We start from the raw sequence: 22,874 nt of genomic DNA, 5'->3' as shown, positions 1-22,874 counted from the left end.
GCGGCGACCTGCGCTTCCGGTGTCGCATGCGGTTCCGGCCGGCAGGAGTCGAGGCGCCGATCCAGGCTCCGGCAATCGCGTGAACGGTTGGGCAGGCCCGGCAGCAGGCCTTCGCGCACACGAGATCGTTGATCGCCCAGCCTGGCGGGACCGAAGGTGGCGGCCTGCGAGGCGGCCTCACCACGGCTGGTGTTCCGGGCAGCACCGAAGCGCCGCTATCATCCGATATGAATCATTTCGGGCTAAAATCCGGAAAACGGTTGGAGACATTTCGGAGCGGCCCATGTCCCGCAAGGGCCCCGCGTACGACGGCGACGAACTGCTGGCCAGACTCAGCTCGCTGACGTCCCGGGCGCGTGAGCACGCGGAGCTGCAGCGTTCCCAGGTCGAGCTGGCCATTGCCCTGCAGCGCGGCATGCTGCCCGCCCAGATGCCCACAGCGCCCGGCTACCACCTGGCTGTGCGCTACGTACCGGCCTACCACGGCCTCAACGTGGGCGGAGACTGGTACGACGCCTTTCACCTGCCAGACGGCCGGATAGGACTGTCCATCGGTGACGTCCAGGGCCACAACATCGAGGCCGCCGCCTTCATGGGCCAGGTACGCGTCGGCCTGCGCGCGCTCGCCTCCGTGACTAGTGAGCCCGGTGAACTCCTCGCGCTGACGAATGACCTCCTGCTGTCGCTCGGCTCCGACCTGTTTGCCACCTGCACCTTCCTGCGCCTCGACCCCTCCACCAGCGTGCTGGAGAGCGCCCGGGCCGGGCACATTCCCTGCGTCTGGGCAACGGCGGACGGAAAGTCCGGCGTGGGCAGCGACGAAGGCGGTCCGCCACTGGGTGTCCAGGCCGGCATGACCTACCCCGTGACCCGTTACCGGCTCACCACGGGCGGCGTGTTCGTCCTGCTCACGGACGGCGTGGTGGAGGGGCCGTCCATGGAGATCGACCAAGGCCTGGACCAGGTCGTACGACTCGCCGGGATAGCCGCCGTAGCGGGCATGGACGCCAGCTCCCTCGCCGCCCGCCGTGATCCGGGGCGCGGACCAAGTGGGACACGAGGACGACGCCGCCGTACTGGTCCTCGGCTACGAGGGAGCCGACCCTCAGCCGTAGGGCGGCACGCCGCCGCCTTCGCCTCGCCGGAACGGCGGCCTCGGTGTCTCATGGCTTGTGTGGCGGGTACCGAGAATCAGCGCCGGACCGGCGTCTACGCCCTCCAGACACTGGCCGTCGCCGGCAGCTACTACGCCGCGGGACGACTCGGACTCCTGCGGAATCTGACCGTCGAGGGGGCAGTGTTCACCCCCATCTGGCCGCCGACCGGTGTCGCGGTGGCCGCTCTGCTCATCCTCGGGCTGCGCGTCTGGCCCGGCATCGCACTCGGTTGCTTGCTCGTCGTCATGCACCTCACCTCGCTGCGGCCCGAAGTACTCGCCAACCTGGTGGGCAACACGGCCGCGCCCATCTGTGCGTACCTCATGCTGCGCGCGGTGGGCTTCCGTACCGACCTGAGCCGCCTGCGAGACGGCCTGGCCCTGGTGTTCCTCGGAGCCCTGACCGGCATGCTGATCAGTGCCACGGTGGGCGTCGGCATGCTCGTGATCACGGACCGGCTCCACGACCACGACTTCTGGGCCGTGTGGCTGGCATGGTGGGTGGGCGACGCGATGGGGGTCCTGATCGTCACTCCCCTCCTGCTGGTGCTCCACGCGGCACGCTGGCCCCCACGCCTGACCCGTTGGCAGGAGACCACAGGACTCACCCTCATCATCTGCGCCACCGTAGTTTTGGTCACCCACAGCAGCCTCAGTGTGCTGTTCCTCATCTACCCTCTGCTGATCTGGACGGCCCTGCGCTTCCAGCTGGCCGGCAGCATGCTCTGCGCGCTCTTCACGTCCATCATGGCCACCGTCGCCGCCACGGAGGGGTCCGGCCCCTTCCACGGCCTGGACCACATCGAGGTGATGATCAAACTGCAGGCGTTCAACGGCGCCATGGCCCTGACCGCGCTGCTGCTCTCCGCCGTGATCACCGAGCAGCACAACACCCGGCGCTCGGTGGAACAGGCCTGCCAGGAACTGGTCGAGGTACTCGAACACCTCACCGCGGGGAATGCGCCACGAGGCGGACCGATCCGACCGAACGGAGACGCGGAGGACGGACCCCGGCAGCACAAGACAGGACCCTGAGCAACACCTCCATGCCGAGCCACCACCGCCGGCCACACATCACTCGCCCGGGCGTAAGCGCCCCGACCAGGCGCGTCGGTGTGCGCCGGCACGCTGGACTCCTCGATGCCCGGCAGGGGCAGCCGGCCGCAAGGGCCATACGAACAGCGGAGGCGGGCGTCGACGGCGACGAGGCCGATCCGAGTGCCCTCGCCATGGCCTCGTGCGCGTCGATGAACCAGCGAACACTGTGACCGTGCTGTTCTACGGCGACGTCATCGACGAGGCGCATCTGTTCGGCCTGCTTGCTCGCTGTCAGATGTTCGGCCTGTTGATCATGCAGAGGCGGCCGCTCCCCTCAGCTTGGGAACCAGTGGCGCAGGATCAGGCGCGGAGCCTGGCGGGTGAGCCATGCGCCGACCAGACCGATGACGGCGCCGGTAGCAACGTCGCTGGGGTAGTGGGCGCCGCTTTGCACCCGCTCGAGCGCCACCATTCCGGCCGGCACCGCGCACAGTGCGCCGGCGACCGGCCAGGTGGGTGCGACGGCGGCGGTGAACGCCACCGCGGCGGCCGTATGCCCGGAGGGGAAGGATGAGGAGTCGGGGCGGTCGTCGACCTCGTCGTGGGGGAACCACTCCTTCGGCGGCCGGGGCCGACCGGCCACCTGCTTGCACACGCCGTTCGAGACCAGCTGCGCCACGGCCAGGGCGGCAAGGCCGCTCACCGCCGCCCTACGGCCACGCCACCCGCCCAGCCACGCCATCGCGGCGGCGGCGCCACACCACAGCTTCGTGCTCTCGGCCGTCTCCTCCACCGCCGACAGCACCTTGCCGACGCCTGGGGGGATACCCGAGGCCGTCCGCTTGGTCAGTGACCGGTCAGCGTCGCGCAACCCTGCCAGAATCCTCATGAAGAGCAGGTATCCCGCAGGTCATCGACCTATGCCCAAGATCGTCGCGTCCCCGCTCAGACCTCGCCCAGACGGCGCCGGTCGTCCTCGTCCCACTTCCGGGTGTCGCGGGGTTGGGTGTACGGCTCGCTCTCGGCCGGATGGCCCCCCGCGATGGCCCGCTGGCGCACGGTCTCGGCGTCGAACTCCAGCCCCAGCAGGATGGCCAGGTTGCTGATCCACAGCCAGACCAGGAAGACGATGACGCCGGCCATGGTGCCGTAGGTCTTGTTGTACGAGGCGAAGTTGGCGACGTAGAACGCGAAGGCGGCCGAGGCGATCATCCAGATCACCAGGGCCAGGAAGCTGCCCGGCGTGATCCACCTGAAGCCCTTCACCCTGGCGTTCGGGCTCGCCCAGTACAGGATCGCGATCATGACGGTGACCAGGACCACCAGGACGGGCCACTTGGCGATCGACCACACCGTCAGCGCCGTGTCCCCGATCCCGAGCGCGGTGCCGGCCTGCCGGGCCAGAGCACCGGTGAACACCACGATCAGCGCACTGACCACGGACAGCACCATCAGCACGACCGTCACGCCGATGCGCACCGGAAGGATCTTCCACACCGGGCGGCCCTCCGGCATGTCGTAGACGGCGTTCGCCGCGCGGATGAACGCGGCCACATAGCCGGAGGCCGACCACACCGCCAGCGCGATGCCGACAAGCGCCATGACGGAGCCGACGCCGGCGTTGCTCTGCAACTGCTCCACGGCCCGGGTGATGATGTCCCTGGCCGAGCCGGGGGCGAACTTCTTGATGTTGGCCAGCACCGTGTCGGTGGCCGACTTGCCGGTGATGCCCAGCAGCGACACCAGCACCAGCAGCGCCGGGAACAGCGACAGCACCCCGTAGTACGTCAGGGCTGCCGCGCGGTCGGTCAGCTCATCGTCCTTGAACTCCCGCAGCGCACCCCTGAGCACGGCGCCCCAGGCCCGTTTGGGCAACTCCGTCGGCGCGTCCGGTGCCCTGCGCTCCACCTCGGGCCCGGGCCCGGCCTCCTCGGGCGTGCGCACCTCGCGTGCCTGAACCGCGTCACTGCCGTGGTGTGCTTTCCGTCCTGAAAGATGCAGCTTCGACATACGCGCCGGGTAACCCTCAGGGCCCCGCCTACGCCATCACCGCGGCAAACGCGTCACCACCCGTCTCGCGCTCCTCGACGATCCGAAGGGCGCCGTGACCGGCCGTCTCCACCCTCCGCCGCCGCGCGGAACCAGCCTGCTTCGGTCATTGCCTGCGGACGAGCGCAGCCTGGAGTTCGGACAGGACTGTCCCGGCCAAGCCGGCGCCCTGCGCGTGCTTGATGATCTGCTCGGCGATCGAGGACAGCTTGGTGTTGGTGTGCTGTGAGACCTCCCGCAGCACGGTGAATCCGTCCTCCGGGCTGATCCTTGCCATCATCACGAGGACCCCGATGGCCTGATCCACCACCGCATGGGAGGCGACCGCCCGCTGCAGTTGCTCATTCTCCGCCCGCAGCTGCTCGACCTCCTGCACGAGGTCGTCGACACGGGGACCAGCGCCGGGTTCTCGGCCACGAAACGCGGGGGACGCCATGCATATCACCATAAATGTCATCGGAGGGGGAACGCATTTCGCCTGCCCCGCGTCCCTTGACGCATCCCTGTGCCGCGGGGACATCACAGCATATTGGCTGGAATGTGCTGAGCTCTCCGAGCTGCGCTCGGAGAGCTCCGGCGGGGCTGGCTTCCGAACCCCGCCTGCGGCGGGTAGCCCGGTGTCCTGTTGTCATGCCGACCTCATCACGCCGCGTCGAGGTGGCGCGAAGAGCGATCAGCCCGACGACGCGGCTGGCTCGTGCTGCTGTGGATCAGGCGCAGATGTCGGCGCCGGGCATGGCGTGGCACCGGCCTTTTGCCCGTCATCCGGTCCTCGATACGGTCCATCCCGTACAGCAGCAGGCCCAGCACTGGCAGCAGCAACGCAGCGACGGCGATCACAGCGAGACATCCCTCCGATCGGCAGCACGTGGCCGGGTTTCCCCTCGCCCCCTGGCCCAGCAGCCTCCTCGTGTGAAGGTCTCGTGACGACCGGGCACGAGTTGGCCCGGCCCGTGGCGGTGTCACTTCTCGCTCTGGTGGCCGTCCACGTCACACGGAATCCGGTCGCATGATCCGCGCCCTTGCGGGCAGACGGCTCTGATGTCATGCGCGCCTGGCGAGTTGGTCTTGCAGGTGAGCTCTGCCCTGAAGCAGGCCGGGTTTCATGTGCCGGGTGACGCGAACGCCGGTGATCCGGGGCTCCGTGTGGTCGAAGTGCCCGCGGGCGCTCTGGTCAGCTGGACGGCCTCGGACACATTCACCTCGCTGACTCGCGAACGAGCCGGCCGTGCTGCGGGCGACGACAGCTTGAAAGCGATCGTGCAGGCCGCAGTATCAGGATTGCTGGTCCAGCTCGGACACACCGTCACCGAGACGACCGACAGCGGTGATCTTGTGGTGCTCGCCGATGTGGTGACTCCCCCCGATGGCAAGGGCAGGTAGGGACGTCGGCCCGGACACACTGTTCGGCATGGTCTGGCGCCTTACACGGACCGTGCGTAGCCGCCGGGACGGAGCCGTCGGAACGATCCGCTCGACGTCCGAAGAACTCACGGAACTGGCCGAGGCGCTTTCTCTGCCGCTTCCCGACGTGCCGGCGGCGAGCCAGGCCGGCCGGACAGTGGCCCACGCGGGCCGTCCAGTGTGATGCACCAGGCAGGCCCGAAGACCGCGCAGATACCGTGCCGACGCCGTCGCCGGGTACCTGGGGCATGGGATCTTGGAGTTCACCGGTGCTGCCGTTGGTGTTCGTGGCCAGTGCGGCCGTCATCTGGTACGCCGGTATCAAGCTGTCCGACAACACAGACGTGCTCGCTGAAGGCCTTCACCTGGGCAGTGCGCTGGGCGGCCTGATCCTCCTCGCGATCGCCACCAACCTGCCCGAGATCGCCATCACCGTCAGCGCCGCCCTGGCGGGCCAACTCGACATCTCCGTCGGCAACATCCTCGGCGGCATCGCCGTCCAGACCGTCGTCCTGGCCATCCTCGACGCCGCCGGTGTACGGCCCCGCGCCCCGCTGACCCGCCTGGCCGCCAGCCTCCAACTCGTCCTGGAGGGCGCGCTCGTCGTGGTCGTTCTGGCCGTCGTCGTAATGGGCACCCAGCTCTCACCGGGCCTGCACGCCGCCCGCCTGGCCCCGGCCTCTGTGGCGATCGCCGCGATCTTGCTGATCGGGCTGATGCTGCTCAACCGAGCCGGTCACGGCCTGCCTTCGCGAGAAGGTGGCGACGCGCCTGACAGCCAGCCTGAGCCGCGTGGCCACTCCAAGGACAAGAAGGAGAAGGCCCCACCCACCAGGGCGTCGGCACCGGCCGCGCGGGGCTCATCTTCGGCGCCGCGGCCCTGGCCACCCTCGTCGCCGGTGTCATCATCGAGCGCAGCGGCGAAGAGTTCTTCGCCCGGCAGGGTTTCAGCGGCGTGCTCTTCGGAGCCACGGTCCTGGCCGCGGCAACCTCCCTGCCCGAGATCAGCACGGGCCTGGCCTCAACGAAGCTGGGCGACTGCCAACTCGCTGTCAGCGACATCTTCGGCGGCAACGCCTTCCTGCCCGTGCTGTTCCTCCTGGCCACCGTCATCTCCGGCGAGCCTGTCCCGCCCGCGGCCCACGACACCGACATCTACCTCACCGCCCTCGGCATCATCCTCACCATGGTCCACATGGCCGGACTCGTCTTCCGGCCCCAGCGCCAGTACGCGCGGATGGGTGTCGACAGCATCACCGCAATCGTCATCTACCTCATCGGCATTGCCGGGCTGGCCACCATCGCCACATGACCTCCCCTCACCGGCCATGAACGAACTCGCGGCACTCACCCCGCGCATCGGGCAGATTCCCGTCACGTTCAGGGCCGTCGTGCGCCAGGATTGCGGGAACCCGTCACTTTCAGGTCGTCGGCGACTCCATGATCGAGGCCACGATCCGCGACGGCGACTGGGTCACGCTGCGCCGTCAGCCCGTCGCCGAGAACGGCGACATCGTGGCCGCGATGCTCGACGGCGAGGCCACCGTCAAGCGCTTCAAGCGCGCAGTCACACACGAAGCGTGCACGGTTTCACGAACGCCGGCACCGCCGAGGCGGCGAGCGGACACCGCCGTTGTCGGTGCCGTCTGCGATGATCCCGCAGGATCCAGGGACACACGATGGGGAGGGTTCGTGTCATTCGGCTTCAAGACGTCATGGCTCGCGGTGCGCGACGCCGGGCCGGAAGAGGTGGCCGATGCCCTCGACCTGCGGCACCGACAGCGCATCGACTGGGAGACCGGCACCGAACTCGCCTACCGGCAAGGTGTCTTCGTGGCCAGACCCGTCCCGGAGTGGACACTCGCGCACGGCAGGATCCATCTGCCACACAAGACCGACCCCACGCGCCCGGACTTTCCCACCTGGCTGCGGACGCTGGCCGCGCGTGTCGGGGACCTCCAGTACTTCGCCACCGACCGTGTCAGCGAGTACCACGCCTGGGCCAAGGTCGAGTCCGGTGAACTGACCCGCGCCTACTGCTACATCGGGATGATCGGTGACGTTCCCCTGCGCCGCGGAGAACCCACCGCTGTCGAAAGGGAGCTCGGCGTCGGGCTGGTCGGGTGCGACGAGATCCGGCAGGACTGGGGAGACGCCGAGTGGGACGCCTGGCACGACGCCATGCCCACGGAACAGCACGTAATGCGCATCGCCGCCGACTGGAGCGTCTGCCCGCCACTGATCAAGGATGACTCCGTCGCCGTCCCCGGCATCCACGGCTTCCCGCCAGGCGTCGAGCCCGGACAAGCACTCTGAAACAGCGCTTCCAGGAAGGGCGTTCCGGTCAACAGCTCCGCCTCAAGCGCGTCAGGGCCCGTTGCCCCGAACTCGCCGACCTGCGAGAGCCACGTGGCACGACGCCCCGCCTGCGTCACCAGGACTCGGCCTCCAGGAACAATGTGATCACCTCGGCGAAGAACCAGATGGTGAACACCAGGCACCCAAGCCAGAGCCCCCACAAGACCCAGCGGATCTCTCGTCGTATGCGCATGAGCGGATCATCCCCTGGAATTCACAGCGCGTCGCCGGCCTGAGATGTTTTCAGGTGTGGGTCATGTCGGGGCGCCAACGCGGTGCGGGCCAGATCGCGTAGCCAGACGTGTGCGGGGTCGGTGTCATAGCGCTGATGCCATGACAGGTACACCGTGGCCGGCGGGAGTTCGAACGGCAGTGGGAGCAGGGTCAGACCGAGAACCGTGGCCGCTGAACGCGTCGTCGATTCGGGGGCTGTGACGAGGAGGTCGGAGCCACGCACGAACTCGAGCGCTGCCCCTTCGGTGGGTGCGGTCGCCACTACCCGTCGGGTGAGGCCGAGCCGTGCGAGAGCGTCGTCAAGGGTGTTGCCGAGCCTTCCGCGCCGCGAGACGGTGATGTGCTCGGCAGCGGCGTACCGCGCGGCGGTGACGGCCTTGGCGCGGGTGAGCGGGTGCCCCTGCCGCACGACGATGACGTGCTGGGTCTCAGTCACCGGCTCGGCGCAGATGTCGGGTGCGGTCGGGCGGTTCGCGTTCGCCTCCAGGTCGACTTCGCCGCGACGCAGTTCGGGGGTGTCGTTGTGCGATTCCGCGATGAAGCGCAAACGCACGCCCGGCGCTTGCTTGCGTACGGCCGCGAGAAGCGCGGGTCCACTGAGGGCCACGAGTGAATCGTGCCAGCGGAGTGTGAAGGTGCGCTCGAGCGTCGTGAGGTCGAGTTCGCGGCTCGGTGCCAGCACGCCCTGGACCTGTTGCAGCAGCTCGTGGACTTGTTCCCGGACGGCGATCGCGTACGGCGTCGGGGTCATCGTGCGCCCGGTCCGCACCAGGATCTGATCCCCCGTCGTGCGCCGGATCCGGCCGAGGCTTCGGCTCATCGCGGGGGCGGTGACGTGGAGGCGCTCAGCAGCTCCGGCCACGCTGCCTTCTTCCAGGAGCGCGTCGAGGGCGGCGAGCAGGTTCAAATCCAATTGCATGAGACTCATCCTAGCCGTGCTTTACATGCACTTGCAGTTAATGATGGGCCCTCCTACCTTCGAGATGCAGGCGGGAAGGAACCACGGTTCCCCTCCGGTCCGCCTCATCACCCCCTGATCAGTTGGGAGCACCGCCATGCCCGAGTCGATTCCGACCACCCGGATTGCTGCAACCGCCGGCTCCGCGTCCGACGCCGACCTGCTCGCGCAGACCGCGATCGCCGTGCGCGCTGCGGGTTCGGCGCTGCGGGATCGGTTCGGCGACGTGATCCGCTACCAGACCCGCGAAGAGCTGATGCGCGCGCTCGCCGCCAACGACGACGCGGCCCTCGACATCCTGCGCCCCCGCCTCGCACTCCTGCGCCCGGACGCCCGCCTGGTGGAGGACGAGCTCGCGGGCGGGGCCCTGCCTCCCGGCGAATGGTGGGTCCTGGATCCGGCCGAAGGAAACGTCAACCACCTGCACGCCCTGCCGGAGTGGGCAGTGACCGCCACGCTCGTACGCGACAACCAACCGGTGCTCACCGCAGTTCACCTGCCGCTGACCGGTGAGACCTACACCGCGCTCGCCGGTGCCGGCGCCCACCTCGACGGCCGCCAGCTGCACGTGTCCCAGACCACGGACCTCGGCCTGAGCCTCGTGGCCACGAGCCAGGCCAGGCCCGACGAAGACGACAAGGTCGTGCGGCGCATCGGCTCCTCGATCACGGCGATGCTCTTCGATGCGCTCGTGGTGCGGACATCCGTGCCGGCCACCCTGCACCTCCTGAACGTGGCCGCCGGCCGGATCGACGCCTTCTGGCAGTTCGCCGGGGCCCGCGCGGACCTGCTTCCCGGGGCGCTGCTCGTCGCCGAGGCCGGCGGGCGGATATCCGATGCCGAGGGCCGCCCCTGGACCCCCGAGAGCGAGAGCTTCGTGGCCGCCGCGCCCGGCGTGCACACCCAAGCCGTCGCCACGCTCTCCCGCTGACGTCCATCAGAACCGCAAGCACCGAAAGGACCACATCACCATGCCCGTGATCGCCGTTCTCGGAAAGGGCCGCGTCGGCGGCAGCCTGGCCCTGGCCCTCACCCGGGCCGGGCACGAGGTGACCGTGGCGGACCGCGCACCAGGCTCCGCTGCCGACGCCGCCCGGACAGCGCAGATCGTCATCAACGCCACCCCGGGCGCCGGCTCGCTGGAGCGGCTCAGCGCACTGCGGGAGGAACTGCGGGGCAAGATTCTCGTAGACGTCTCCAACGCCACCGTCGACGGACCGGACGGACTGCCGGCCGACCTCCTCTACCCCGGCTCGAGCCTCGCGGAGAAACTACAAGAAGCTCTCCCCGCCACACGTGTCATCAAGACGCTCAACACGATGCTCTACACGGTGATGACCGCGCCCGACGCGCTCACCCAGGCGCCGACCGTCTTCCTCTCCGGCGAGGATCCGGAGGCCAAGCAGGTCGTACGCGGGCTTCTCGCCGACCTCAGCTGGCAGCAGGAGTGGATCACTGACCTCGGCGGGATCGAGACCGCGCGGGCCGCCGAGGCCGCAATCCTCTTCGTACGGCACGTGATCCGATCCAGCGGATTCGCGCCCTTCGCCATCTCGGTCACCCGCTGACAGCCCGACACAACTCTGCCTGAGGACGACCTAAGACGCGGCGAGCTCCCTCTCTGTTGCCGCGTGGACACCTACCCGCACCTCTACCAGAAGGTCGCTGTCGAGGGCGTCTGCGAAGGGCAGTGACTGGCGGGCACTTCCCGTTGCCGGTCCGCCCTGGCGTAACGGCCCATCGTTTTGTGAGGTCGAGACTCAGCTGGCTGCGGGCTGCGGCGGGTACGCCGAGTTCGCCGTGGCCGACGCGGAGTTCGTCCGGCCGGTGAGTGGGCTGCCCCTGGCACAGGCGGGCGGGAGTGCCGTGCGTGTTTCCGACGGCCTACGGTGTGCTGGTGGACGCAGGGCGGCTGCGCCAACGCGAGAGCGTACTGATCCATGCCGCGGCCGGCGGGGTCGGACCGGCCGCGGCACGGATCGCGCGTGCGCTCGGCGCGGCACGCGTCTTCGGTACCGTGCGCTCCCCCGAGAAGACGGAACTGGCCACCGCTCTGGGCTACGACGCCCTGTTTCCCCGGAAAGGCTCCGCGGACGCGATCCGCGAGGCCACCGCGGGCCACGGAGTGGACCTGGTGCTGGACCCGGTCGGCGGGCCGGTCCGCCGGGCGAGCCTGGACATACTGGCCCCCTTCGGCCGAGTCGTCGTCTACGGGGACCTGGGGCTCCACCGGGACTGGACGGCAGACGTGTGGGACCTGTGGAAGAACAACCGAAGCATCGCCGGTACAACATCGGCGACGTGGCCCGCCGCTCCCCGGCCACGATCGGCGAGCACCTGTCCAGGACACTGTCCCTGCCCGCCCCCACCGGCTCTTCGAGGCCAGCGCCACCAGCGGGGTCGCGGAGCACGCGGGACGCAGCCCCTCATGAACGAGCGACCGGGCGCGTCCTCCAGGAAAGCGCGCGGACTCCCGGAGCCGGGCGATGGGGCGTTCGTACGGGTGCCGTATCCGCTGCCGGTCAACTCCTGCGTGCCGAGGACGAGTCCGAGGTGGTAGCGGCCGGGGCCAGCGAGGGAGAGTCGTATCCGAAGGTCTGACGACGGGAGCAACGGCCGTACTCGCGACCGGCATTTCACCTCATGGACGACAACTTCGTAGTGGTCTTCCACGCGGCCTCGCAGCAGGACCACCGAACGGGCCCGACTTGCCTCTGACGCACACGTCAAGGAATAGCGTGCGCCGACCGCTACGGCCGGGCATTCACCGACGCGCCCCCTATCGGTTTGTGAAGTCCTGTCAACTGACGCCTGGAGTGACCGAGATGACCGCCGAACCGCCGTCCACGACCCGAGAGATCCACCTGGTCACCGCACCCGAGCAGCTGCCCGGGGCCGATCACCTGTCCGTCGTCGAGACGTCGCTGCCCCTGCCCGGGCCGGGCCAAGTCGTGGTCCGCAACCAGTACTTCCTCGTCTTCCCGGGGCTGCGCACGCTCATCGGAGGCGAAGCCAAGGACGTACCCCTGCCCTCCGTCCGTGTCGGGGACGCTCTGTTCGGCCCCGCCGTCGGCGAGGTCGTCGCAGCCGGCCCCGGCAGCGGGCTGCGCCCCGGCGACAAGGTGACCCACCTGCTCGGCTGGCGCGAGCACGCCCTGCTGGCGGCGACCGACTGCGCGCCGCTGGACGACGCGCTGCCCGACCCCGTCGCATACCTGTCGTCCGGTGTGGCCGCGTACGCGGGACTCACCCGGCTGGCCGGCGTGCGCCCCCATGACACGGTCCTCGTCACCGGAGCCGCCGGAGCCGTGGGCAGCCTGGCGGGACAGGTGGCCCGGCTGCTCGGCGCCGGTCGGGTCATCGGCACCACCCGCTCGCCGCACAAGGCCGACCGGCTGCGCACCGAACTCGGCTACGACGCTGTGGTGGTACCGGGCACGGCGCCGTTCGCCGAGCGACTGGCCGCCGCAGCGCCGGACGGCATCGACGTGCTGCTGGACACGGTCGGCGGCGAGCAGCTGACCTCGGCTGTCCGCGCCGCACGCCGTGGCGCACGGTTCGCGCTGGTCGGCACACTCTCCGGGCAACTGTCACCGGAGCCGGACAGCGACGGCGCCAGTGCGCCGGCGGAGATCGACACCTTCCGGATCATCACGCTGGGCATCACGCTCCGAGGATTCAGCAGCGCGGACCTCAGCCAATCGACAGACGAATGGAACAAGCGCTTCGGTGACTGGCTGCGCTCCGGCGAGATGGTCTTCCCGCATGTACGGATCCCGGGCATCGATCGCGCGCCAGGAGCGTTGCAAGAACTGATCGAGGGGCGGCACACCGGAACCGTCGTCGTGGAACTCCCGCAGCGGTGAGACAGAAGTGCCGCGAACGCCGGCGCCCCTCGGCCAGTCGGCGGCGCGGTACGAGTGGAGGCGAGCAGCGGGATGCGGATCGGGGACGCGGCGGCAGCGGCAGGGACGACACCACGTGCGCTGCGGTTCTACGAAGAACGCGGCCTGCTGCCACCACGGCCTCGAACACCGGCCGGACAGCGGGAGTACGGTCCGGCCGACGTGGCACGGGTCAAGGTGATCCGGGAGCTCCTGGCTCTCGGACTCACGGTGGAGGATCTGGGCAGCCTTTCCGACCGCATCCACCTGCTCGTCGACGACCCGCGACAGCGCTGCGCCGACAGCTCGGACGGCCCCGGCGCGGTCGTCGTGCACCGCAGACTGGCGAGCCTTGACGCCGAGATCGACCGCCTGACCCGGCTGCGTACCAGGCTGGCGGGGCAGACCACCGCAACGGAGTGACGGTGGTCCTGTGAAGCGTCAGCCGCCGAGCCGTCCTCGAAGCGGTCGCCCGCACCTCGCACGGCGACGTCGTTGCATTCGGGCAGATCAACAACCTGGGACGCGGCCATACTTCGCGCAATCAGCCGGCTGCCGTCCAGACGCGCCGGGCATTGAGGCAACAGATCACGCGCCGCAGACGCTCACGCCCCTCTCACGCTCCTGATCAAGCGCCAACTTCACGCGCAGGACCTTCGGCATGGCAGCCCCTCCCTGCCCACCTCGTACCCGAACTGCAGCAACACGCCGACAGACCGCTCAGTCGCTCCCGTACGCGCGCAGGAAGACGTCCACGGCCGCATCCGCGATGACGCGGAGCTCGGCGGCGGGGACCCGACGGGTGCCCAGCCGGGAGCGGGACTCCAAGGGGCCGGTGAGCAGGGCGAAGAAGTGTTCGGCGGCCTGCTCCGGGTCGCATGGGCGCAGGCGGCCGGCGAGCGAGAGGCGGGCCAGCCGGTCGGCGAGCGCCGCGCGGGGACGGTGCGCGGTGCGCTCCTGCACGGTCTCAATCAGATCGGGGAACCGCGCCATCTGGGCGTAGGTCAACCAGCGCAGCGCACGGGCGCGTTCGCCGCAGCAGACCCGCAGCAGCCGCTGGGCCAGGTCCGCAAGCGCCACAGGCAGGTCATCGTCCGGGGATCGCTCGCGCAGCCGCTCGACGAGCGCGAGGTTCTCCGCCATCAAGGTGTCAGCCGCTGCCTCGATGGTGTGGCGGAAGAGGGTCTCCTTGTCGTTCAGGTGACTGTAGACGGTCGGTTTGGCGACGCGCGCCTCCTCCGCGATCTCCTGGACGCATGCCTGTGCGTATCCACGCCGCGCGAAGACGGCGAACGCGCCGTCCAGGATCGCCTGTCGCTTGTCGACCCGCCCGCGCGAGACGCCACTGCCCCCGCTTGACGCTGTTGAACCCATGGGTTCATTCTAACTGCACTACCGATAAGGACGATTTACTGAACTGATGGGTTCAATCAAGGGGTGGGAAACCATGATCGTTCACACGCTGCGCTTCGCCTTCAAGGACGAGACGACCGAGGAGCAGAAGTCCCAGGTGCTCGCTCTGATGCGGCGAACGGCGTCCGTCGAATCGGTCTCGTTCGCAACAGTCGGGCAGAGCCTGGGCGATCCCGCCGAGGGCCTCACCCACGCCTACTGCGTGGGCATTGAGGACCTGGAGGCCCTCGAGCGATACATGCACGACCCGGCTCACCTGGCAGGAGACCCCGAGATCCTCCCGCACCTGGCCAAGATCTCCATCGGCCCCGACCTTTCCGACGACATGGCCCCGGACCTGGCCGACAAGATCATCGCGCTGCACGAGAAGAAGGCCGCCATGCACCCGGAGTGGGCCGCCCAGCTCGAACCGCTCCTCGAGATTCAGCTCGCCTCGGGGCCGTCAGATCGTTCCTGACCGGACCCGCCACCATCCTCGCGACCCCGACCGCAATGGACCGCTGACCGCGAGGACGGTCTACGGCGGGCTTGGCGCAGTCGGCATCGGTCAGGGCGAGTTTCACTCGGCGTCTCCGCAGTGTGGCGGGCGACGACCGCAGCGATGGCGCGCTGCTGTCTGGGCCAGTCCGCGGGCCCCATCGGAAATGGCGCGGTCCGAGATCCCTCCCCAGCCATCCAGCGCCTGCCCGGATACTGGCCGACCTTCCTCGCCAGCAGCTTGGTCCTTGCCGTCCGATTGGAGAGGCACACGAGGTCGTTCACCGGGCACGAGCGGGTAGTTTTCGGCGTCCACGCGGCGCACCCGGCTACTGCGACCGCCGATCGTCGGGCAGCGGATCCAGCGTGGTCCAGATCCTGACTGCCGCGGCAGGTGCTGCCATGGTCCCGGGTGGGGGCTCTTGATAAGCGATGACCATGCTCAGCGGCAATTGTTGGTCCATGTTGTATTGACCTGCTCCTCGGGCTGAAGCCCGGGGATTCTGGCCTTCTCGTCCGTTGCTGCGCCGCTACGCGGCGCAGGTTTCGGACGGGAATCCGTGGCTTCCTGCTTCGCTGCGCTGTGCCGGGACGAGTCCTGGTCTTACCTGCGCTCCACAGGCTGTGACCGCCAGTCCGGCGGCCGTTTTCACGTTCTTCGCGGCATTGTGGTCCCGGTCGTGGACCGCACCACAGACGGCACAGGTCCAGGTCCTGATGTGCAGGGGCTTGGGCCCGTCCTTGGCCCCGCAGGTGGAGCAGGTCTGGCTGGTCGGCTCGTACCGGCCGATCTTCACCAGGGTCCGCCCGTACCGAACCGCCTTGTATTCCAGCATGTGCACGAACTGCGTCCAGCCCGCGTCGTGCACACTCTTCGCCAGCCCGGTGCGTGCCAGTGCTTTGACCGCCAGGTCTTCCACGCCGATCGCTTGGTTGTCGCGGATCAGCTTCGTGGAGAGCTGGTGGTGGAACTCACGGCGGGCGTCGGCCACTTGCGCATGCACGCGGGCAACCTTCAGACGGGCCTTCTCCCGGTTCTTCGATCCCTTCTGTTTGCGGGACAGGCCCCGCTGGGCCTTCTTCAGCTTTTTCTCCGCGCGGCGCAGGAACCGCGGGGAATCGATCTTCGTGCCGTCGGAGAGGACGGCGAAGTGGATCAGGCCCAGGTCGATGCCGACCCTCTGGTCACTGTCGGGCATCGCGGTGGCGTCGGCGTGCGGGTCGGTGTCGATCACGAAGGAGGCGAAGTACCGTCCGGCCGCGTCCTTGATCACGGTGACGGAGGAAGGCCTGGCGGGCAGGGTGCGGGACCACTTCACCTTCACCGCCCCGACCTTGGGAAGGTTCAGCCTCCCGGAATCGGTGATCGACCAGCGGGCGTTGGCGGTGAAGCGGAGCGACTGACGGCTGTCCTTGCGGGACTTGAACCGCGGCGGGCCCAGTTTCGGACCCTTGCGGGCCCCTTGGAGGGAGGCGAAGAAGTTCCTGTAGGCGGCCTCCGCGTCCCGCAACGACTGCTGGAGCACGACAGCGGAGACCTCGCCCAGCCAGGACCGCTCAGGTGTCTGTTTCGCCTCGGTGATCAGCTTCCTGGACAGCTCACCGGCCGTCGGAAACGGCTCTCCCTCCGCGCGGGCGTCCTCGCGGGCGCGCACCGCGTCGTTGAACACCACCCGGGCACACCCGAACGCCCTGGCCAGCGCGCTGCGTTGGACGATGTCCGGGTACAGCCTGAAGGCGTACCGGAGCTGCATGACCATCACGATACATACCTGGGTTACGGCCGACATGCGGAAGATCAGAACCGGGCGGCACTGCACTTTCGTGATGTGGCTCCGCCGGGAGCAGCCCTCGCGGCGCTCCGCGCCACACGGGGCGCGCGCATCGTCCGGCTCCGCCGAAGCGGATGCGGCGACGCTCCGCGCCGCCGTCATCAGATTCGCTTCACCCCCGGCCTGAAGGCCGAACCACTGCGAATGAAGCCCGGTAGCCCAGAAAAAGCCCCAGACCACGGCAGAGAACGTGGGCTTCTCGCCCCGCCATCCGGTGGCGTCCCACCGAGTGGTGTAGCCGCGCAGAGTTCGTGACTCCGCAGGTCAGTTGGCCGACGCGGTCGCCTCGGCGCCGGATCGGGGTGCTTACGCCCGCGAGCAGCACGCGCTGCGGCCGGGTGAGCCAGTCGGCTATAGCCATCTCGACCCTGATCCGAGCCCCACGGCCGGCATGGCTACACCACTCGGCGGGACACCACCCGCCATCCCGACCACGTCAGGGACTTCGATACTTGCCGGCCAGTCACCCATCTCCGCACCATACGGCCGACTGCGCCGCAGCGGCGAGGCTTCCGTGCCACGACGAAACGACGTCCCGCATACCCTCACAGGCACCCTGCCCGCCACCGAACGAGCCGACCGCTGCCTGATGCGAGTCTGCGGGATCACCTTTTCCGCGATGGCGCGAGGATGGTGCTTGAGCATAGGCCCGGCTCGACGGGGTAGACGGACGTCGCTGGCCGGGGAAGGACCGTGACCTGGGGAGGTCAAACGGTCCTTCCCCGTCCTCAAGACTCTCAGCAACCCACCCGCCGCCAGGACCGTCCCGCCGAACGCCGCGACGTCGCCCCGACCGCGTGCCGGGTGATGTCCCGCCGAGTGGTGTAGCGGCGCGGGGTTCGTGACTCCGCAAGCCAGTTGGCCGATGCAGTCGCTTCGACGCCGGATCGGGGTGCTTACGCCCGCGAGCAGCACGCGCTGCGGCCGGGTGAGCCAGCCGGCAATCGTCACCTCGGCCCTGAGCGGAGCCACACGGCCAGTACGGCTGCACCACTCGGCCGTACGCCACCGCGTGCCGCCCACTCCGGCCCACCGGGGCGAACTCCCGCCCGCCCCAACGGCCATGAGGACGATCCCGCGTGAGGCCTCGCAACTGGGGATGACGCGAGCCCCCGCACAGGCGGCCGCCGCCATCGCCGACGCAAGGTGGCGGCCGCCCCACTCAATCGCCCGAGGCTGCTATATCGCGTCAAGCTGCTTGAGGAAGATCTTTGAGGTTCGTTCCGCTGCGGTCGGAGCGTTCGAGGATCTTGAAGAGCTGTCGGCAGATGGCTCGCTTGAGGCAGCGCTGTGCGTCGCGGGAGGTCTTGCCCTCGGCGATTCTGCGGGCGACGTAGGTCTTCGTGGCCGGGTCGAGCCGCATCCGGATCAGGGTGATGGTGTGCAGGGCCCGGTTGAGCTGTCGATCGCCGCTGCGGTTGACCCGGTGCCGGTTGGTCAGCCCTGAGGACGCGGGGATCGGTGAGACGCCCGCGAAGGAGGCGAACGCCGCTTCGGACCGGAACCGGCCCGGGTGGGACCAGCTGACCAGGATCTGGGCAGCGGTAATCGGTCCGACGCCGAGCAGATCGAGGAGTTCGGGGACCAACTGCCGTACCAGGTCGAGGATCTCGTTCTCGAGGGCCTTGGCCTCGGTCTGCAGGGCCTGGACGCGCTGCGCGGTGGACCGAAGGGCCCGTGCGGTCATGCGGTGTTCGACACCGTGGGCGGGGCGATCCCGCAGTTGAGCGCAACGCGTGATCTGTGCCGGTCCCTTGAGCTTCCGCAGTTCGGCCCGAAGGTCGTCGGGGGCTGACACGATCAGGCCCTTGAGCTGGTTGATCGCGGCGGTGTAGGCGAGAACCGCGCCGTGCCGCGTGACGAGCAGGGCACGCAGGGCTTCGCGTTCGCCCTCAACCTGGGCTGGATGAGGTGCTCGGCAGACAGGGCTTCCTTGGCTGCGCGGAGGGCGTCGATCATGTCGGTCTTGCGTCCTCCGCGGACGGCGGGCTGCTTGGGACGCAAGACCTCAACTACCTGTTCGCCTGCCTGATCGAGGAAAGCAGCCAGGCCGGCGCCGTAACTGCCGACGCCTTCCAGCGCCCAGCATCGACGGCATGGGATCTGCGAGCGGGCAAAGTCGACCAAGCGGCGGTAACCGCGCGCATTCGCCGGGGAATCCATGCTGGCCAGTACGGTCGCGATCGTGTTGACGGCTGCGGCAGCGAGGGTGTCGCGGTGGGTGTCGACGCCGATGACGCCGTCGACCTGTTCTGCGAGCATGGTCACGCGGTTGTTCTCCTTCAAGGGCTGGACGACCGTGGTCGGCGTCGGCCTGGGTGGAGTCGTACCCGTACAGGCGGCTACGGCACCTACCCCGCCGCGGATTCGCGCGCGGTAGCCACAGCTTCGGGAAGCCACCAGCGTCATCCTCCTCCCCCGCGGAGCAAAGCGAGCCGCCGAACCGGTGCAGCAGGCGGTGCCGGCGGGGCTGCCGCCAGGGCATCTCGGTTCGGACCGGCAGCCGTGATGCCCGCTCAACTCCCCCTACCGGCTGCAACCGACGTACAGACGAACAGGCCTGGCTGCGTACCTCTCAAGCGAGCCTTGTTGGCGTCGATAGAGTGTTGCCGTGCCCTATCCGCCGATGCCGCTCCACCTCGAAACCGCTCGGCTGACGTTGCGCCCGTGGACCGAGTCCGATGTCGATGCCCATCGCTCGCTTGTCGTCGAACGGGGCGATGGCATGCCATCGATTGAGCACAACCAGCGGATGATCGATGATCAGCGCGCTGCATCCGCACTGACGGGGATCGCCCTGCTGGCCGTCATCCGCCGCGATGTGGGCGACTTCATCGGGTATTGCGGGCTCACCGCCGGTCGGGCTTCCGTCGACGAGCCCGAGATCGCGTACGAGCTGTTCCGGCGAGTGCACGGACAGGGCTATGCAACTGGGGCGGCCTCTGCGGTACTCGACGCCGCGATCACGACCGGACGGGAGCGGCTCTGGTCGACAGTGCGCCCCTGGAACGCGCCGTCGTTCCGCGTCCTCGAAAAGCTCGGGTTCGAACGCGACCATGTCTGGGCAGACGACCGTGGCGAACTGGTGTGGCTCACTCGCTCCCTGCCGTAAGACGCACGTCCCGGTCGCCTGAATGCGACCCCACACGCAACCCTGGCGGCCCGGATCCCCCGAGACACGTCTCACGGCCAGCCGCAGCACAACCAGGTGGAGCATCTCGCCGGCGCGAACCGTCGTTCACGACCGTCCTCGTAGGTGGCCAGCGTCGGGGAGTTGAGGATCACGACACACCACTTCTCTCGACGCCACCTCCGGTTCCGAACTGGCCCACCCGGATGGCCTGCCGGACCGACTGCGCCGCCTGCCCGACCCGAGGCGCCTGCGGGGCCGACGTCACCACGGACGGGTTATGGAACGATCACCAGCGTCACTCGGACTTACGTGTTCGCTCCCAGCCGATCGCGAGAACGGCGGAACCGCGGAACCACTGACTTGGCCGGTGAGTCAAAAGGCCATGGCTGAGAGGATTGAGATGAGGCAAGTCATCGTCGCCGTAGCAATGGTGGCCGGGGTGCTCACGGGCTGTGCGAATCCCGGTGAAGACGGAACGGCTGACCGGTCGGCATCGCCCGGTCGGGAGATTCCCTTCGACCTCTATACGCATTGCGGAATCGACGAAGCCCGTATTGGCTCTACATTTTTCGAAGCAGAAGTCCCGCCTCTCCGACGGTTCAGGAAACCCGCCCGAGGGATGGGGCAACCCTACCCAGCGTGGCACGATGACGTTGAAGTCCGAGACGGAAGCCGTCTTCACCGACGAGGCCGGACATGAGGTCCGCTTCCGCGCCCGGCCGGGCGCGAGCACCTACAAGCGTGTCTGCGCGTAGTACGCCAGACGGGGCTTCAGCGTAGGCCCAGAGCGTACGGTTCGTGATGACCTGCCAGCTCAGCAGTGCCCGGAAGCTTGACGGCGAGGGCCCTCAAGATCTTGGCGTTCTCTGCCCTCCGTGATCCGAGTGAAGGCCCGTGCCTGCACTGCTTCCAGACCTCACAGAGCCGACAGGTCCCGGCGAACCGGGCGTCAGGCGAGGGTCAGCTCCCGCCGCGGAGCGCGTCGAGGACATGCGGCCAGGCAGCCGCCCCCAACAGCGCGTCGGCTTCGGGAGTGCCCCCATACTCGAAGCGAGAGGATGCCGACGCAGGGCTCTCGCCGGGAAAACGTGGGCGGTGGCCGGCATCGTGACGAGCGATCAGACGCACTGAGGCCCCGGCTGAACGCCGGCGTTGTGCCAGCTGTTCAGCGAAGGCAAGAGACGGCCACATCGCATCATCGCCACCGGCGACCAACAGCAGATCAGCCCGCGTCACCTCCACAGGGATCTCCGCAGAAGGCAACAGCTCAGCAAACGTCCGCTCGCTGAGCTCGTACCACCCGCGGATGGCGACCGGCCCATCCTCCGCCTGTGCGGGAGTCCAGGAATCGTCCAGCGGTACGAAAGGCAACCCCTGCCCTGCCAACGTCCAGGACGATCGATAAGGACGGTGCAGACCATCACGCCCTGGTCCTACGTTGCACCAGACCCGAGACGTGGGCGACACCGCGATGACGAGGTCCACGCGCGCGTCGTGCACTGCCGTCAGCAGAGCGGCCTCGGCCCCTTTGGAAGTGCCCAGAATGCCGATGCGTTCCGCGCCGTTCAGCCGCAGGAAGTCGACGGCCGCGGTGAACGTCTCCAGGGGGATCTCGCAGATACCCGGCGACTGCCCCGGACCGCCGAACCAGCGGATCGACACCGCCGTCATGCCCTGTCGGGCAAGGATGCGTGCTCGCTCCCGCTCGATCCGCCCGCTGGAACCCGCCAACACCAGGACACCAACATCACTGCCGCCGACGGGAGCAGCCAACACGCCCTCCCACGGATCGGTCAGCTCGTGCTCAAGGACATCCACGTGAGCCTCTCGGTGAGTCCGCTGCAATCCGTCTGCTCAGCCTAATGTTTCAGATCAATTGGAAGACGAGATGGGCCTCGTCACGACCATGGGGAGAGCAGCGAGGACCTATCCCGCCCAGGGATTCGGCCCCTGCTTGAGGATGGCGAGCTGGCGCGCCTGGTCGGTGGGCCATACGTCGATCCGGTAGAGGAAGTGGTCACCGGGGCCGCCGTTGGTGTCGACGACAGGTGGCTCGGAGGGAATGTAGGAGACCCGGACGCGGAGCAGCCCACAGGGAACGGTCATGCTCGGTCCGTCCTCGGGAAGAACTCCCGGGCTGGACAAGGCGAGTTGGCCGGTTGGGGCATCCAAGTCCGCCTCGACGATGTGCTCGGCCGTCGGCTCCGTCATCGGCGCGGATGCGTGGACGGTGATTTGTGACTCGACCATGTCGTCCCGGGCGGTGCCGACGGAGATCGAGTGTGGTTCCACCCCGATGCGATGAACCTGGACCGCTTCCTCGGTCCAGCCGGCTGGCGGCAGGTCGGGGTCCGTCGCGTGTTCAGCCATCCAGGCGTCATAGGGTTCGAGGTCTTGGACGTAGAACTGCCCGTGATCGGCATCGATCAGGAACTTCAACGGGGTTTCAGCCATCGCCGCAGGCTATCTGAGCCCATGCCAGCGCCAATTGATCGCTTTTCCGGGAAGGTGGCGAAGTCAGGCAGCAGCCAGGCGCCTCCGCCATCTCGTGCTCGAGAGACCGGCAAAGCCGCAGGTCGTCCTCTAGCGGCTGCCGCGGTTCGGTCACGTTGCCCCCGGTCCGGGCCCAGGCTGAGCGACCTCGCGCAGTGCGGTGAAGTCGAACTTCGGATAGAGGGCGGTCGTGGCCAGGTCCTGAGGCGGAGGACTTGGTTGATCGCCATCAGCCCGGAACCCATGGCCCATTCGACGGGGCCGATCGCCAAACGTGCCAGCCACCCTGATCCCCGAATCGGGCAAACAGCGCAGTGAGGACCGGCGGCACGGCGACTGGTACGTCGGCCGTACGCGCGGCGCCGGGAGCCCGCTCGCCCACCCGTCGTCATCGACCGGCCCTGTCCCCCGCTTCAGGGCTCTGGACCGGCCACCGGTATCAGCG

General features: G+C 68.6%; 22 protein-coding genes and 3 pseudogenes. 14 read left to right on the top strand and 11 right to left on the bottom strand.

Annotated features, from left to right (window positions below):
- Positions 1-283 precede the first annotated feature (283 nt).
- Together QF037_RS45550 and QF037_RS45545 are read left to right on the top strand one after the other, a co-directional pair.
- Positions 284-1,115 (top strand): annotated as a pseudogene (locus tag QF037_RS45550) (PP2C family protein-serine/threonine phosphatase).
- 50 nt (positions 1,116-1,165) lie between these two features.
- Positions 1,166-2,191, top strand: a complete 1,026-nt coding sequence (locus tag QF037_RS45545; RefSeq protein ID WP_307035812.1) for an MASE1 domain-containing protein — start codon at positions 1,166-1,168, stop codon at positions 2,189-2,191.
- Between the two features lie 337 nt (positions 2,192-2,528).
- On the opposite strand, the gene QF037_RS45540 is transcribed toward QF037_RS45545, so the two are convergent.
- The 4 genes from QF037_RS45540 to QF037_RS45525 all read right to left on the bottom strand — a co-directional run bounded on the left by QF037_RS45540 (position 2,529) and on the right by QF037_RS45525 (position 5,083).
- Entirely contained in the window at positions 2,529-3,083 is a 555-nt protein-coding gene (locus QF037_RS45540; RefSeq protein ID WP_307035810.1) for a phosphatase PAP2 family protein, read from the bottom strand.
- Between the two features lie 56 nt (positions 3,084-3,139).
- On the bottom strand, positions 3,140-4,204 hold the full coding sequence (locus tag QF037_RS45535; RefSeq protein WP_307035808.1) for a YihY/virulence factor BrkB family protein: 1,065 nt from the start codon (positions 4,202-4,204) through the stop codon (positions 3,140-3,142).
- A 145-nt stretch (positions 4,205-4,349) separates the two neighbouring features.
- Entirely contained in the window at positions 4,350-4,679 is a 330-nt protein-coding gene (locus QF037_RS45530) for an ANTAR domain-containing protein (protein WP_307035806.1), read from the bottom strand.
- A 206-nt stretch (positions 4,680-4,885) separates the two neighbouring features.
- Entirely contained in the window at positions 4,886-5,083 is a 198-nt protein-coding gene (locus QF037_RS45525) for a hypothetical protein (protein ID WP_307035804.1), read from the bottom strand.
- A gap of 234 nt (positions 5,084-5,317) precedes the next feature.
- Between QF037_RS45525 and QF037_RS45520 the strand changes: the two genes are divergently transcribed.
- From QF037_RS45520 to QF037_RS51180, 5 genes and pseudogenes are all read left to right on the top strand, one after another.
- Positions 5,318-5,626, top strand: a complete 309-nt coding sequence (locus QF037_RS45520) for a hypothetical protein (RefSeq protein WP_307035802.1) — start codon at positions 5,318-5,320, stop codon at positions 5,624-5,626.
- Positions 5,627-5,895: 269 nt separating this feature from the next.
- A pseudogene (locus QF037_RS51185) lies at positions 5,896-6,219 on the top strand (hypothetical protein); the annotation flags it as partial.
- Positions 6,220-6,509: 290 nt separating this feature from the next.
- Positions 6,510-6,959 carry a hypothetical protein gene (locus QF037_RS45510; RefSeq protein WP_307037728.1) on the top strand — a complete coding sequence of 150 codons (450 nt, stop codon included), beginning with the start codon at positions 6,510-6,512 and terminating at the stop codon, positions 6,957-6,959.
- Positions 6,960-7,069: 110 nt separating this feature from the next.
- A pseudogene (locus tag QF037_RS45505) lies at positions 7,070-7,217 on the top strand (LexA family protein); the annotation flags it as partial.
- A 122-nt stretch (positions 7,218-7,339) separates the two neighbouring features.
- Complete coding sequence (locus QF037_RS51180) at positions 7,340-7,963, top strand: hypothetical protein (RefSeq protein WP_373463902.1); 624 nt, start codon at positions 7,340-7,342, stop codon at positions 7,961-7,963.
- A 256-nt stretch (positions 7,964-8,219) separates the two neighbouring features.
- Here the strand turns inward: QF037_RS51180 and QF037_RS45500 are convergent, their stop codons facing one another.
- Positions 8,220-9,158 (bottom strand): LysR family transcriptional regulator, encoded by a 939-nt coding sequence (locus tag QF037_RS45500; RefSeq protein WP_307035797.1) that lies wholly within the window; start codon positions 9,156-9,158, stop codon positions 8,220-8,222.
- 136 nt (positions 9,159-9,294) lie between these two features.
- Here QF037_RS45500 and QF037_RS45495 point away from each other — a divergent pair, with 136 nt between their 5' ends.
- The 5 genes from QF037_RS45495 to QF037_RS45475 all read left to right on the top strand — a co-directional run bounded on the left by QF037_RS45495 (position 9,295) and on the right by QF037_RS45475 (position 13,504).
- Complete coding sequence (locus QF037_RS45495) at positions 9,295-10,128, top strand: inositol monophosphatase family protein (protein ID WP_307035795.1); 834 nt, start codon at positions 9,295-9,297, stop codon at positions 10,126-10,128.
- A 40-nt stretch (positions 10,129-10,168) separates the two neighbouring features.
- The gene (locus QF037_RS45490) at positions 10,169-10,765 is read left to right on the top strand and encodes an NADPH-dependent F420 reductase (protein WP_307035793.1); all 597 of its coding nucleotides are present in this window, start codon (positions 10,169-10,171) and stop codon (positions 10,763-10,765) included.
- Positions 10,766-11,067: 302 nt separating this feature from the next.
- Positions 11,068-11,757, top strand: coding sequence for a zinc-binding dehydrogenase (locus QF037_RS45485; RefSeq protein ID WP_307035791.1), 690 nt, complete (start codon positions 11,068-11,070; stop codon positions 11,755-11,757).
- Between the two features lie 265 nt (positions 11,758-12,022).
- Positions 12,023-13,063: an MDR family NADP-dependent oxidoreductase gene (locus QF037_RS45480; protein WP_307035789.1), complete on the top strand. Its 1,041-nt coding sequence runs from the start codon at positions 12,023-12,025 to the stop codon at positions 13,061-13,063.
- Positions 13,064-13,135: 72 nt separating this feature from the next.
- Positions 13,136-13,504 (top strand): MerR family transcriptional regulator, encoded by a 369-nt coding sequence (locus QF037_RS45475; RefSeq protein ID WP_307035788.1) that lies wholly within the window; start codon positions 13,136-13,138, stop codon positions 13,502-13,504.
- Between the two features lie 297 nt (positions 13,505-13,801).
- On the opposite strand, the gene QF037_RS45470 is transcribed toward QF037_RS45475, so the two are convergent.
- Positions 13,802-14,455 (bottom strand): TetR/AcrR family transcriptional regulator, encoded by a 654-nt coding sequence (locus QF037_RS45470; protein WP_307035786.1) that lies wholly within the window; start codon positions 14,453-14,455, stop codon positions 13,802-13,804.
- Between the two features lie 73 nt (positions 14,456-14,528).
- On the opposite strand from QF037_RS45470, the gene QF037_RS45465 reads away from it, so the two are divergent.
- Entirely contained in the window at positions 14,529-14,951 is a 423-nt protein-coding gene (locus QF037_RS45465; protein WP_307035784.1) for a Dabb family protein, read from the top strand.
- A 550-nt stretch (positions 14,952-15,501) separates the two neighbouring features.
- Here the strand turns inward: QF037_RS45465 and QF037_RS45460 are convergent.
- From QF037_RS45460 to QF037_RS45450, 3 genes are all read right to left on the bottom strand, one after another.
- Positions 15,502-16,725 carry an RNA-guided endonuclease InsQ/TnpB family protein gene (locus QF037_RS45460; RefSeq protein WP_307035782.1) on the bottom strand — a complete coding sequence of 408 codons (1,224 nt, stop codon included), beginning with the start codon at positions 16,723-16,725 and terminating at the stop codon, positions 15,502-15,504.
- A gap of 1,267 nt (positions 16,726-17,992) precedes the next feature.
- Positions 17,993-18,601, bottom strand: a complete 609-nt coding sequence (locus QF037_RS45455) for a transposase (protein WP_307035780.1) — start codon at positions 18,599-18,601, stop codon at positions 17,993-17,995.
- 2 nt (positions 18,602-18,603) lie between these two features.
- The gene (locus QF037_RS45450; protein ID WP_307037726.1) at positions 18,604-19,065 is read right to left on the bottom strand and encodes an IS110 family transposase; all 462 of its coding nucleotides are present in this window, start codon (positions 19,063-19,065) and stop codon (positions 18,604-18,606) included.
- Positions 19,066-19,429: 364 nt separating this feature from the next.
- On the opposite strand from QF037_RS45450, the gene QF037_RS45445 reads away from it, so the two are divergent.
- The gene (locus QF037_RS45445) at positions 19,430-19,915 is read left to right on the top strand and encodes a GNAT family N-acetyltransferase (RefSeq protein ID WP_307037724.1); all 486 of its coding nucleotides are present in this window, start codon (positions 19,430-19,432) and stop codon (positions 19,913-19,915) included.
- Between the two features lie 981 nt (positions 19,916-20,896).
- Here QF037_RS45445 and QF037_RS45440 read toward each other — a convergent pair.
- Positions 20,897-21,754, bottom strand: coding sequence for an acyl-CoA thioester hydrolase/BAAT C-terminal domain-containing protein (locus QF037_RS45440; protein ID WP_307035778.1), 858 nt, complete (start codon positions 21,752-21,754; stop codon positions 20,897-20,899).
- Between the two features lie 108 nt (positions 21,755-21,862).
- Complete coding sequence (locus QF037_RS45435; RefSeq protein WP_307035776.1) at positions 21,863-22,390, bottom strand: hypothetical protein; 528 nt, start codon at positions 22,388-22,390, stop codon at positions 21,863-21,865.
- Between the last annotated feature and the right edge of the window lie 484 nt (positions 22,391-22,874).

It is taken from the genome of Streptomyces canus (genome assembly GCF_030815415.1).
Classification (GTDB): Bacteria; Actinomycetota; Actinomycetes; order Streptomycetales; family Streptomycetaceae; genus Streptomyces; species Streptomyces canus_F.
Note: the sequence above shows the minus strand (reverse complement) of the source record. Positions and strands in the feature narration are given on the sequence as shown.